At 60.4% G+C, this 13,153-nt stretch carries 10 protein-coding genes; 7 read left to right on the top strand and 3 right to left on the bottom strand.

Going from position 1 to position 13,153, the window contains the following annotated elements:
- The first annotated feature begins 18 nt into the window (after positions 1-18).
- Genes glgC through IF204_RS08735 form a run of 4 tightly spaced genes read left to right on the top strand, consistent with a single transcriptional unit; the run spans position 19 to position 6,428 of the window.
- Positions 19-1,275 (top strand): glucose-1-phosphate adenylyltransferase, encoded by a 1,257-nt coding sequence (gene glgC, locus IF204_RS08720; RefSeq protein ID WP_194098186.1) that lies wholly within the window; start codon positions 19-21, stop codon positions 1,273-1,275.
- Positions 1,272-2,702 carry a glycogen synthase GlgA gene (gene glgA / locus IF204_RS08725; protein ID WP_194096243.1) on the top strand — a complete coding sequence of 477 codons (1,431 nt, stop codon included), beginning with the start codon at positions 1,272-1,274 and terminating at the stop codon, positions 2,700-2,702. Before glgC ends, glgA begins: the two co-directional genes overlap by 4 nt.
- The gene (gene glgX / locus IF204_RS08730; protein WP_194098187.1) at positions 2,699-4,783 is read left to right on the top strand and encodes a glycogen debranching protein GlgX; all 2,085 of its coding nucleotides are present in this window, start codon (positions 2,699-2,701) and stop codon (positions 4,781-4,783) included. The genes glgA and glgX overlap by 4 nt, the downstream gene beginning before the upstream one ends.
- 13 nt (positions 4,784-4,796) lie before the next feature.
- Positions 4,797-6,428 carry an alpha-D-glucose phosphate-specific phosphoglucomutase gene (locus IF204_RS08735; RefSeq protein WP_194096245.1) on the top strand — a complete coding sequence of 544 codons (1,632 nt, stop codon included), beginning with the start codon at positions 4,797-4,799 and terminating at the stop codon, positions 6,426-6,428.
- Here IF204_RS08735 and IF204_RS08740 read toward each other — a convergent pair.
- Complete coding sequence (locus tag IF204_RS08740) at positions 6,421-6,714, bottom strand: hypothetical protein (protein ID WP_194096247.1); 294 nt, start codon at positions 6,712-6,714, stop codon at positions 6,421-6,423. The genes IF204_RS08735 and IF204_RS08740 overlap by 8 nt on opposite strands.
- A 148-nt stretch (positions 6,715-6,862) precedes the next feature.
- Positions 6,863-7,075, bottom strand: coding sequence for a hypothetical protein (locus IF204_RS08745; protein ID WP_194096249.1), 213 nt, complete (start codon positions 7,073-7,075; stop codon positions 6,863-6,865).
- 384 nt (positions 7,076-7,459) lie between these two features.
- On the opposite strand from IF204_RS08745, the gene IF204_RS08750 reads away from it, so the two are divergent.
- From IF204_RS08750 to IF204_RS08760, 3 genes are all read left to right on the top strand, one after another.
- Complete coding sequence (locus IF204_RS08750) at positions 7,460-8,344, top strand: MBL fold metallo-hydrolase (protein ID WP_194096251.1); 885 nt, start codon at positions 7,460-7,462, stop codon at positions 8,342-8,344.
- Between the two features lie 42 nt (positions 8,345-8,386).
- Positions 8,387-10,063: a bifunctional protein tyrosine phosphatase family protein/NAD(P)/FAD-dependent oxidoreductase gene (locus tag IF204_RS08755; protein WP_194096252.1), complete on the top strand. Its 1,677-nt coding sequence runs from the start codon at positions 8,387-8,389 to the stop codon at positions 10,061-10,063.
- A gap of 94 nt (positions 10,064-10,157) precedes the next feature.
- A complete protein-coding gene (locus IF204_RS08760) occupies positions 10,158-11,906 on the top strand; it encodes a SulP family inorganic anion transporter (protein ID WP_194096254.1) in 1,749 nt (582 codons plus the stop codon).
- 47 nt (positions 11,907-11,953) lie between these two features.
- Here the strand turns inward: IF204_RS08760 and ispG are convergent, their stop codons facing one another.
- Positions 11,954-13,081, bottom strand: coding sequence for a flavodoxin-dependent (E)-4-hydroxy-3-methylbut-2-enyl-diphosphate synthase (gene ispG, locus IF204_RS08765; protein WP_194096256.1), 1,128 nt, complete (start codon positions 13,079-13,081; stop codon positions 11,954-11,956).
- Positions 13,082-13,153 lie beyond the last annotated feature (72 nt).

Here is a 13,153-nt window from a genome sequence, read left to right on the forward strand (position 1 = left end):
GAGGAATAATTGGAAAACCTGAATCAACGCCGCCTGTCGCAGCGCTCGATGGCCTTCATTCTGGCCGGTGGTCGCGGTAGCCGCCTCCACGAACTTACCGATAGTCGCGTGAAGCCTGCCGTGTATTTCGGCGGCAAGACCCGCATCATCGACTTCGCCCTGTCGAACGCGATGAACTCCGGTATTCGTAAGGTCGCGCTGGCGACGCAATACAAGGCTCACAGCCTGATCCGTCACGTCCAGCGCGGTTGGAACTTCTTCCGTGCGGAGCGCAACGAATTTCTCGACATCCTGCCCGCATCGCAGCGCATGGACGAGAGCATGTGGTATCGCGGCACCGCCGACGCCGTCGCGCAGAACGTGGATATCGTGGACAGCTATGACGTCGATTACATCGTGATCCTCGCAGGCGACCACATCTATAAAATGGACTACGAGCTGATGATCCGTCAGCACGTAGAAACCAACGCGGACGTCACCATCGGCTGTCTCACCGTGCCACGCATGGAAGCCACCGCATTCGGCGTTATGGCGACCAACGATTCCGGTCAAATCACGTCGTTCCTCGAAAAGCCGAAGGACCCGCCCGCAACGCCAGAAGACCCGAACCTCGCGCTGGCGTCGATGGGCATCTACGTCTTCTCGTGGAAGTTCCTGCGCGAGCTATTGAAGGCAGACGCCGTCGACCCGAACTCCAGCCACGACTTCGGCAACGACCTGATCCCCGAGATCGTGAAAAACGGTAAGGCGATGGCCCACCGCTTTGACGAAAGCTGCGTCCGCCACGAAGGCGCCCCCGCCTATTGGAAAGACGTCGGCACCGTCGATGCGTTCTGGGAAGCCAACATCGACCTGACCAGCTTTACCCCCGAACTGGACCTCTGGGATCGCGACTGGCCGATCTGGACCTATTCGGAAAGCGTCCCGCCCGCGAAGTTCATCCACGATGAAAAGGACCGCCGCGGCGTGGCTATTTCGTCGATGGTGTCGGGCGGCTGTATCATTTCGGGGACCGAGGTGCGCAACTCGCTGCTCTTCACCGAAGTACACACCAATTCCTACGCGGTGCTCGATCACTCGGTGGTTCTGCCCTACGCAGTGATTAATCGTTCAGCACGACTACGCAAAGTTGTCATTGATCGCGGTGTAATCATCCCCGAGGGACTCGTCGTCGGCGAGGATCCCGAAGAAGATGCAAAGTGGTTCCGCGTCACGCCCAAGGGCACGACGCTCATCACGCAATCGATGCTGGATAAACGAGAAGCAAGTCTATGACACAAGTCCTTTCGGTCGTTTCCGAGTGCGCGCCGCTGGTGAAAACCGGCGGCCTGGCCGACGTGGCGGGGGCACTGCCCATCGCGCTAGAGCAGGAGGGCGTCCGGATGCGGACGCTGATGCCACTCTACCCGCAGGTCAAATCGCGTACCAAGGGCGCCCGGAAGGTACTTTCGTTCGACGATCTCATGGGCGGTCCTGCCCGTGTGCTTGCGGCCAAGGTCGAGGGGCTGGACCTCCTGCTGCTCGACGCGCCGCACCTTTATGACCGAGAGGGCAGCATTTACCTCGGTCCCGACGGACGAGATTGGCCAGACAACGCCGAGCGCTTCGCCGCTCTGGGCCGTGCGGCTGCCGTGATCGCGGCTGATGGCGTGGGCGGCTGGCGTCCCGACGTGCTGCACGGTCACGACTGGCAGGCAGGTCTGATGACCGAATACCTGCACCAGATGGGCCTGAGCGATAAAGTCGGTACCGTGATGACCATTCATAACATGGCGTTCCACGGCCTCGCCCCCGCCGAGAAGATCGGCACGCTTGGCCTCGATCCCGAGCGGTTCACCTCGGACGGCTACGAGTTCTGGGGCCAGATCGCTGCGCTCAAAGCCGGCCTGATTAACGCCGACAAGCTGACAACCGTGTCCCCGACCTACGCCGAAGAGCTGATGACCGAACACTTCGGTTTCGGCCTTGATGGCGTGATGCGGTACCGCCGCGATGACCTTGTCGGCATCCTCAACGGCATCGACGATACGACGTGGGATCCGAAGACCGACATCAATATCCCGCCGTACAAGACCCCGCGCGGGAAAAAGCGCGCGAAGGCCGCGCTCCAGAAAGAGTTCGGACTGCCGGAAAGCAACGGTCCGCTCTGCGTGGTCGTCTCGCGCCTGACCGAACAAAAGGGCCTCGACCTCCTGCTTGCAGCGATGCCGACCCTGACCGCTCGCGGCGGCCAGCTTGCGCTGCTCGGTTCAGGTGATGCGGGCCTTGAACAGGCTTACCGAGAGCTTGCCAGCCACGATAATGTCGGCGTGCGCATCGGCTATGACGAAACGCTGTCTCACCGTTTGATTGCAGGCGGTGACGCGATCCTCGTACCGTCGCGTTTCGAACCCTGCGGTCTGACGCAGCTTTATGGTCTGCGATATGGTACGATTCCCTGCGTCGCGCTCACCGGCGGCCTTGCCGATACGGTGATCAACGCATCTCCGGCCGCGCTGGCTGCAAAGGTTGCGACGGGCGTTCAGTTCAGCCCGATTACGACCGAGGCGCTCCGCAACGCGATCAACCGTCTCTGCGATCTCTATCAGGACGCGGCGACATGGGAAAAAATGCAGAAGAACGCGATGGCGCAGCCGGTTGGCTGGGGTCCATCCGCCGCGAAATACGCGGCACTATACAAGGACGTGCTGGCACTGAAATGAGCAGCAATATCGCTATCCGCGCGGGGCACCCCTTCCCGCTCGGTGCTACATTCGACGGGGACGGCGTCAACTTTGCGGTCTTTTCGCAGTATGCGACCCGCATGACGCTGTGCCTTTTCGATGACGAAGGACACGAAGTCCTTCTGGTCGACCTTCCCGAACGCGACGGCCACGTCTGGCATGGCTACTTCCCCGGAATGCGACCGGGTCAGAAGTACGGTTTCCGTGCGCACGGCCCCTACCGCCCCGACGAAGGCCACCGATTTAACCATCACAAGCTACTGCTGGACCCATATGCCAAAAAGCTCAGCGGGCATCCGATCTGGAATGACGCGCTCTTCGGTTACGACGTGAATTCGAATGCGCTTGACCTGTCCAAGGATGAACGGGACAGCGCGCCGTACATGCCCAAATGCGTTGTGGTCGATCCTGCGTTCAGCTGGGGCCGCGATGCGCCGCCGAAAACGCGGATGTCCGACACGGTGATCTATGAGGCACACGTCAAAGGCCTCACCGCTGGTCGGCGCGACATTCCGCACGCTGGCAAGTTCCTCGCGATGGCGTCGGACGAGATGCTGGATCACCTCACCGACCTTGGCATCACTGCGGTAGAACTGCTGCCGGTCCATACCTCGCTGAACGAACGGTTCCTGATCGAAAAGGGCCTGACGAATTACTGGGGCTATATGACCTACGGGTTCTTCGCTCCCGATCCGCGCTTCATGTCCTACGGCGATATCGCCGAGTTCCAGCAGATGGTGGCGCGGTTCCATTCGGCCGGGATCGAGGTGATCCTCGACGTGGTTTACAACCACACCGCCGAGGGCAACCAGATGGGCCCGACACTGTCGTTCCGCGGTCTGGACAACGCCAGTTATTACCGCCTTGCCGAGAGCCCGCGCTACTACATCGACGACACGGGCACCGGCAATAGCATCAACATGGACCATCCGTTCGCGCTGCGCCTCGTGATGGACTCGCTGCGTTACTGGGTCGAGGTCATGCACGTCGACGGGTTCCGTTTCGACCTGTGCACCACGCTGGGCCGCACGCGCGGCGACTTCGACCGCGACGGCCCGATCTTCCGTGCAATCCGTCAGGACCCCGTGCTCAATCAGGTCAAACTGATTGCAGAGCCTTGGGACATCGGGCCGGGCGGCTATCAGCTCGGCAGCTATCCGGCGCCGTTCCATGAATGGAATGACAAATACCGCGACCAGATCCGCCGCGTGTGGCGCGGCGATGGCGGTATGATCAACAAACTGGCCAGCCGCGTGTCGGGCAGCGCCATCCGTTTCGACCACGACGGGCGTCCTGCCACCTCCTCGGTCAACTTCCTGACGGCGCACGACGGTTTCACGCTGATGGACACCGTCAGCTACAATGAAAAGCACAACGAACAGAACGGCGAGAACAACAACGACGGTCACTCGCACAACTGCTCGGACAACTGCGGCGTCGAAGGTCACACCGACGACAAGGCGATCATTGCAACCCGCGCCGCCCGCCGCCGCGCGATGATGGCGACGCTTCTGCTGAGCCAAGGCACGCCGATGATCCTCGCGGGTGACGAAATCGGCAACTCCCAGCAGGGTAACAATAACGCCTACTGTCAGGACAATCCCATCGGCTGGGTCGACTGGAACGAGCCCGACCGCGAGTTCTATGCTTTCGTCAAAAAGGCCATCGCTTTCCGCCGGTCCGAGCCGATTTTGGGCCAGTCCCGCTTCCTCCATTCCCGCGCGCGCCTCGTCGACGGTGTGCCCGATATCTTCTGGCGCAAGGCCGACGGCACGCTGATGGAGGATGCCGACTGGGCCGACCCCGAGTTGAAGCTCCTTGCGGTGGAGATGCGCATGGCCTCCGGCACGCCGGAATACATGGTCCGCGAAGGTGCTGTTTTCGCCGTGTTCAACATGGGTGCAGAGACCGAAGTCGCCCTGCCCGAAGCGCCGCACAATATGCGCTGGCGCGCTGCGCTCGACACCGGCCACCCCGAGATGCCGTCCCGCTATGCGATGGCGGTCGAAACCATTTGTGCGCAGTCTGTTTCTGCGTTTGCCCTCGAACGTATTGATTAACCAAGGAAGTATTATGGAACCCATTTTGGTCGACACCCAACCGATTGACGGTCAGAAACCCGGCACCAGCGGCCTGCGCAAAAAGACAAAGGTCTTCATGCAACCGCACTACCTTGAAAACTACGTCCAGTCGATTTTCGACGGGATCGGCGGCGTGCAGGGCAAAACGCTCGTGGTCGGCGGCGACGGTCGTTATTTCAACGACAGCGCCATCCAGACAATCCTGCGCATGGCCGCTGCCAATGGCGCGTCGAAGTGCATCGTTGGTCAGGGCGGAATCTGTTCGACCCCTGCCGCTTCGAACCTGATCCGCAAGAATGGCACGGACGGTGGCCTGATCCTGTCGGCATCGCATAACCCTGGCGGTCCGGATGAGGACTTCGGCCTGAAATACAACGGCCCGAACGGTGGTCCTGCTGCCGAGCATGTGACCGACAAAATCTTCGACCGCACCAAAGAACTCGTTCAATATAAGACGCTGGAAACCGCGGACATCGACCTTGGCGCCATCGGCACCACGAAGGTCGGCGACATGACCGTCGAGATCATTGATCCCGTCGCGGATTATGCCGAACTGATGGAGAAGCTCTTCGACTTCGACGCCATCACAAAGCTGTTCGCGGGCGGCTTCACCATGCGTTTCGATGCGATGCACGCCGTGACCGGCCCGTATGCCAAAGCGATCCTGGAAGGTCGCCTCGGCGCTGCGGAAGGCACCGTGGTCAATGCAACGCCCTTGCCCGACTTCGGCGGTGGGCACCCCGACCCGAACCCGATTTGGGCAAAGGACCTGATGGACCTGATGATGGGCGACGACGCGCCTGACTTCGGTGCCGCATCCGATGGTGACGGCGACCGAAACATGATCGTCGGCAAGGGCCAGTACGTGACCCCGTCCGACAGCCTCGCCGTGCTGGCTGCTCAGGCGACTGTGGCTCCGGCCTATTCAGATGGCCTCGCAGGTGTGGCGCGTTCGATGCCTACCTCGGGCGCGGTCGACCGCGTGGCTGAAAAGAAGGGCATCGAGTGTTTCGAGACCCCGACCGGCTGGAAATTCTTCGGCAACCTGCTCGATGCTGGCCGCGCCACGCTTTGCGGTGAGGAAAGCGCTGGCACCGGTTCGAACCACGTTCGCGAAAAGGACGGCCTCTGGGCGGTGCTGCTGTGGCTCAACATCCTCGCGGCGACCGGCAAATCGGTCAAAGAGATCATGGCCGATCACTGGGCCGAATACGGTCGCAACTACTACAGCCGTCACGACTACGAGGACGTGGAAACCGAGAAAGCCAATGCGCTGATGGACGGTCTGCGTGCCCGCTTCGAAGAACTACCCGGCCAGACCTACGGCCCGCTCACCATCGCGACAGCGGACGAGTTCGCCTACGACGATCCGGTTGATGGCAGCCGCGCGACCAAGCAAGGCATCCGTATCGGCTTTACCTCGGGCGGCCGCGTTGTGTTCCGCCTCTCGGGCACCGGCACCGTTGGCGCGACGATCCGCGTTTATCTAGAAGAATACGAAACCGATCAGTCGAAACTGCACCGCGACGCACAAGAGGCGCTGGCGCCGATCATTGCGGCAGCAGACGAGATTGCAGGTATCGTAAAAAATACGGGCCGCGAGGCCCCGAACGTGATTACGTAACGAGGCTCAGCGAAGGACGGCGCTGCTGTTGAACCGGAGGCTGGGTGATCTCGGCTTCCACCTCAACAACCAGCGCTGCTTCTTCGGCAGAGATCGTCGGGCGTTTTTGCGCATCACCGATAGCAGACACGTTGAGGAGCGCCTGTGAAAACGGGCGCTTTCCCGTATTCGGGCGGAAATCGTAGTTCATCACGCGGATCGACGGTGCGGGGGTACGACCGATTTTGACTTGCCAGAAATGGAAGCCGGTCTTTCCCATCGATACTTTGAGGCCTTTTTTACGCATGGCACGCTCCTCGGATTTCTTAGGCCCAAGGATATATCGAAATGCACTATTGGGTAGTCACTAACCCTTCGTATACCTGCGTTTTGTCCATGTGTGTCCAACAGAACAACAGTTTTCCACGTATGGATGAGCGCTCGGCGCGGCTCGCTCAACCCTCACTTTCGGAGTTCTCGTGTTCCATGCGGAAGACCCAGAACAGCATGTATGCCGCGTAAATGCCGATCGCACCGAAGAGCAGCGCCCACATTTCGTCTTCCCGCGACAGCTCGAACAAGGCCCAGCCGAGCGGCAGGATGACCACGAGGATACGGCGCCAGAGCGGCTTGAACCACGGGTGGTGAACGTCGATCAGCTTAATCACGGGGCGCTTTCCTCTATCGATAGACGTGCAGAATAGCCGTCTTTGATTGAGGCGCAATGCGCGACTCGGTCGGGGAGGAATGCTGCCAGCAATGCTGGATTCCGCGCCTCATGGTTGCGGACATCCTGCGCCAAATCGCCCTATCCGATCAGGTAGTGCGGAGCCTACAATGATGAAAACACGCCTTTTTCTACGGATCGACCGTCCACACACATCAATACATATTCACTTTATTGAAGATTTTATCTGGCTTTTGCAATGCTTCCGTTGACACAATCAAACTATGGGAGCATATACATTGCAACATCGCAATGTTTGCAGGTATCGACCTGATAGGCAGCGAAGTCTTTCTTAGAGCGCAAGCTCGCACGAGGAGTACCGAAAATGACAAATTACCCCGTCAACATGGACATCACCCCGGACGTCAAAGCTTTCTTCGACGAAGCCACTTGGACCATCTCCTACGTGGTCAAGGATCCGGAAACAAAGAAGTGTGCCGTCGTCGACTCGGTCATGGACATTGATTACGCCGCAGGCCGTATCACGTACGATTCGGCTGACGAAATCATCAAGTACATCGAAGACGAAGGTCTGGAGCTGGAGTGGCTGATCGAAACCCACGTCCACGCCGACCACCTCTCGGCTGCGCCTTACATCCAGAAAAAACTGGGCGGCAAGATCGGTATCGGCGAGCACATCAAAACCGTTCAGGACGTCTTTGGCAAAGTCTTCAACGAAGGCACCGAATTCCAGCGTGACGGCTCGCAGTTCGACAAGCTGTTCCAAGACGGCGACGAATACATGGTCGGGAACATGAAGTGTTTCGCCATGCACACACCGGGTCACACCCCTGCTTGTATGGTTCACACGATGGGCAACGCGTCGTTCGTCGGCGACACCCTGTTCATGCCCGACGGCGGCTCTGCCCGTGCCGATTTCCCGGGTGGTGACGCTGGTATTCTGTTCGACTCGATCCAGAAGGTGCTGGAACTGCCGGACGATATGCGCCTCTTCATGTGCCACGACTACGGCCCCAACGGCCGTGACATCCAGTGGGAAACCACCGTCGGCGACGAGAAGAAGCACAACATCCACGTTGGTGAGGGCAAGACGAAAGAAGAGTTCGTCAAGTTCCGCACCGAGCGTGATGCGCAGCTCGCTATGCCGCGTCTGATTATCCCCTCGCTCCAAGTGAACATGCGCGCGGGTGAAGTGCCGACCGACAAGGACGGCAACCCGATGCTGAAGGTTCCGGTAAACGGCCTCTAAGGCCGCACCGACCTCGCAAAGCCGATTTGGAGAGGAGATATCATGGACATCAAGACTATCAGCAAACGCCTGAGCGTAACGCCGCAGATCACTGCCGCCGACGTTCTGGCCATCGCCGAAGCGGGCTTCCGCGCGATCATCTGCAACCGTCCCGACGGTGAAGGCGCGGACCAGCCAACGTTCGAAGAGATCGAAACCGCAGCCAAAACGGCCGGTCTCGAAACGCTCTACCTGCCCATCGTTTCGGGCAAGGTTGGCGATGACGACGCTGAGAAGTTCGGCGATGCCCTCGATACCCTCCCCGGTCCGGTGCTGGCCTACTGCCGCACGGGCACCCGCTCCGCGACGCTCTGGTCGCTGAGCCAAGCAAGCAAGATGTCGACCACCGATATCCTCGCCACAACCAAGGCCGCAGGCTACGACATGGGCGGCGTTGTTCGCCGCATCGTCAATGGCGGCAAGACCCCGACCAACACCACCGATGCATCCTACGAAGTCGTCATCGTCGGCGCTGGTGCTGGCGGCATCTCGGTCGCGGCTTCGCTGAAGGCCCGCAAGCCGAACCTCCAGATCGCGATCATCGATCCAGCGGACATCCACTACTACCAACCGGGCTGGACGCTCGTCGGTGGCGGCGTGTTCCATGCCGAAGAAACCGCCAAGACGATGGGCAGCCTGATCCCCCGTGATGTCACGTGGATCAAATCCGCCGTCGCTGCGTTCGAGCCGAAGGACAACGTCGTCATCCTCGATGGCTGCCGCACAGTTGGCTATAAGCGCCTGATCGTTGCGCCGGGCCTCAAGCTGAACTGGAACGGCATCGAAGGTCTGGTCGAAACACTCGGCAAGAACGGCGTGACCTCGAACTACCGATATGACCTTGCGCCATACACGTGGAAGCTGGTGAGCGAGATGAAAGAGGGCAAGGCCCTCTTCACCCAGCCGCCGATGCCGATCAAATGCGCAGGCGCGCCGCAGAAGGCGATGTACCTGTCGGGCGACCATTGGCACCGCAGCGGCACGCTCAAGGACATCGACATCCAGTTCATGAACGCTGGCGGTGTGCTCTTCGGCGTGAAGGAATACGTACCGGCTCTCGAGAAATACATCGAGAAGTACGACGCGACCCTCAACTTCTTCCATAACCTCAAGTCGATCGACGGCGAGGCGAAGAAGGCGACCTTTACCGTGGCCAAGCCGGACACCGAAAAGACCGAGGTCACTGTCGACTTCGACATGATCCACGTTGTTCCGCCGCAGGTCGCGCCTGACTTCATCCGCGTCTCTCCGCTGGCCGATGCTGCCGGTTGGGTCGACGTCGATCAGTCCACCCTGCGTCACAAGACCTACGAGAACATCTGGTCGCTGGGTGACGTCATGAACGCGCCGAACGCCAAGACCGCTGCTGCGGCCCGTGTTCAGGCGCCTGTTGTGGCCGAGAACGTCTGCGCCGATATCGACGGCAAGTCCGCCGCAGTCCAGTACAACGGTTACGGCTCCTGCCCGCTCACCGTCGAGCGCGGCAAGATCGTCCTCGCCGAGTTCGGTTACGGCGGCAAGCTCCTCCCGAGCTTCCCGAAGTTCCTGCTCGACGGAACCAAGCCGACCCGCGCGGCTTGGTGGCTCAAGGAAACCGCGCTTCCGCCGGTCTACTGGAAAGCCATGCTCCGCGGGCGCGAATGGATGGTCAAACCCGAAGCGATTTCGGCGAATTCCTGACCCATACCTGCCCGGTGTCCATGCCGGGCAGCACCTTGGCGGGGTTCCCACATAGCTCCGCCACCTTTTTCTTTTTCCTCGGTTCGAGGCACCAATGAACTTCTCCTCTCTTTCCCGCTATCTGCCGATCCTGCAATGGGGTCGCACCTATAACCGCGATGCGCTGTCGAACGACCTGATCGCCGCCGTGATCGTGACGATCATGCTGGTGCCGCAGTCGCTGGCCTACGCGCTGCTCGCCGGTCTGCCGCCCGAAGCCGGTATCTACGCCTCGATCGTGCCGATCATGCTCTACGCAGTCTTCGGCACGTCGCGTTCGCTGGCGGTCGGTCCTGTTGCTGTCGTCTCGCTCATGACCGCTGCTGCGATCGGCAACATCGCCGAAAGCGGTACGATGGGTTACGCCACTGCTGCCCTGTCGCTGGCGTTCCTGTCGGGCGTCATGCTGCTGGTCCTCGGTCTGCTGAAGCTCGGCTTCATCGCCAACTTCCTGTCGCACCCTGTGATCGCAGGCTTCATTACTGCATCGGGCATCCTGATCGCGGGCAGCCAGATCGGCCACATCCTCGGCATCAGCCTGTCGGGTCACACCCTGCCCCACATGATTGAAAGCCTGTTCCACAACATCACCGGCCTCAACTTCATCACGCTGATCCTCGGCGTTGCTGCGACTGCGTTCCTGTTCTGGGTTCGCAAGGGCCTCAAGCCGCTGCTGCTGTCCAAGGGCCTCAAGCCGCGTATGGCCGACATCCTGACCAAAGCCGGTCCGGTCGCTGCCGTTGTCGCGACCACCGTTGTTACTTGGGCGTTCGGCCTGAATGACTGGGGCGTCAAGATCGTCGGGTCGGTTCCGCAGAGCCTGCCGCCGTTCACCATGCCCGGCCTGTCGCCCACCGTGATCGGCCAGCTGTTCGTCCCTGCCCTGCTGATCTCGATCATCGGCTTCGTTGAATCGATTTCGGTTGCCCAGACGCTCGCCGCGAAGAAGCGTCAACGCATTGTTCCGGATCAGGAACTCATCGGCCTCGGCGCTGCGAATATCGGTGCTGCCTTCACTGGTGGCTATCCGGTCACCGGCGGCTTTGCCCGCTCGGTCGTGAACTTCGACGCAGGTGCCGAAACGCCCGCCGCAGGTGCCTTCACCGCTGTCGGTCTCGCCATCGCCGCTGTCGCGCTGACCCCGCTGCTGTACTTCCTCCCGAAGGCAACGCTGGCGGCGACCATCATCGTTGCGGTTCTGAGCCTCGTCGATTTCTCGATCCTCAAGCGCTCGTGGGGCTACTCGCGTCAGGACTTCTTTGCCGTCGCGACCACGATTGCCCTGACGTTGCTGTTCGGTGTCGAGGTTGGCGTTTCGGCTGGTGTCGGCCTCTCGGTCATCCTGTTCCTGCTGAAAACCTCGCGTCCTCACATCGCTGAAGTCGGCCTGGTTGCAGGCACGGAGCACTTCCGCAACATCCGCCGCCACACGGTCATTACCGATCCGTCGCTGGTCACGATCCGCGTCGATGAAAGCCTCTACTTCGCCAACGCGCGGTTCCTTGAGGACTTCATTTATGACCGTATCCAGCCGGATTGCGGCGTGAAGAACCTCGTTCTGATGATGTCAGCGGTCAACGCCATCGACTTCTCGGCGCTCGAAAGCCTCGAAGCGATCAACGAGCGACTGAAGACCAACAATATCAAACTGCACATGTCCGAGGTCAAAGGCCCCGTCATGGACAAGCTCCAGACCTCGCACTTCCTGCACGAACTGACGGGCGAGATTTTCCTGTCGCAATTCGACGCGATGGAAAAACTGGCACCGAAATCGACGCCGCCAGCGGCCGAAGCTGCGGAATAAGTAACGGGGGCCGATTGGCCCCCGTTTTTCGTTTCAGTGCTCAGGTCTTATTCAGCCGCTTCGGAAGCATTGGCCGCCTCGATCTCGGCAGCCTTCTTTTCGACCTGCTCCACGATGTGTTCGATCATGCCGTCATTGCCGAGCTTGTGGCTCTGCTTGCCCGCCAGATAGACCATGCCCGACCCGGCACCACCGCCGGTGAAGCCCACGTCGGTCATTAGTGCCTCACCCGGACCGTTCACGACGCAACCGATGATCGAAAGGCTCATCGGCGTCTTGATGTGCTGAAGGCGGTCCTCAAGGATCTCGACGGTCTTGATCACGTCAAAGCCCTGACGCGCACAACTCGGGCAGGAGATGATGTTCACGCCGCGGTGGCGCAGGCCGAGGGACTTGAGGATTTCGTAGCCGACCTTCACCTCTTCGACCGGATCGGCAGAGAGGCTGACGCGCAGCGTGTCACCGATGCCCATCCACAGCAGATTGCCCATGCCGATAGCCGACTTGATCGTACCCGACATCAAACCGCCCGCTTCGGTAATCCCGAGGTGGATCGGCGCGTCGGTCGCGTCAGCGAGCATCTGGTAGGCCGCAGCCGCCATGAAAACGTCCGACGCTTTGCAGCTGATTTTGAATTCGTGGAAGTCGTTGTCCTGAAGGATCTTGATGTGGTCGAGGCCGCTTTCCACCATCGCGTCGGGGGTCGGCTCGCCGTATTTGTCCAGCAGGTGACGCTCCAGCGAACCCGCATTCACACCAATACGGATCGAACATCCGTGGTCCTTGGCGGCCTTGATGACCTCTTTGACGCGCTTCTCGTCACCGATGTTTCCGGGGTTGATGCGCAGGCAGGCGGCACCGTTCTCGGCCGCCTCGATGGCGCGCTTATAGTGGAAGTGGATGTCCGCCACGATCGGCACGGGGCTTTCGCGGCAAATCTCTTTCAGCGCCATGCTCGATTCAACGTCGGGTGCCGAGACACGCACGATGTCCGCGCCAGCTTCGGCAGCGCGCATCACCTGATCCAGCGTCGCTTTGACGTCGTGGGTGAGCGTGTTGGTCATCGTCTGCACGGAGATCGGCGCGTCGCCACCCACCGGCACGTTGCCAACCATGATCTGGCGGGACTTGCGGCGGTCGATATTGCGCCAGGGACGGATGGGATTGTGCGACATGCGAAACCTCGATTGCAGCTTGCGTCCTAACTAAAGCGCAAGCTGCCGACAGGCAACGGGCCGCGAGGCAAA

This window comes from Marivivens aquimaris, from assembly GCF_015220045.1.
Classification (GTDB): domain Bacteria; phylum Pseudomonadota; class Alphaproteobacteria; order Rhodobacterales; family Rhodobacteraceae; genus Marivivens; species Marivivens aquimaris.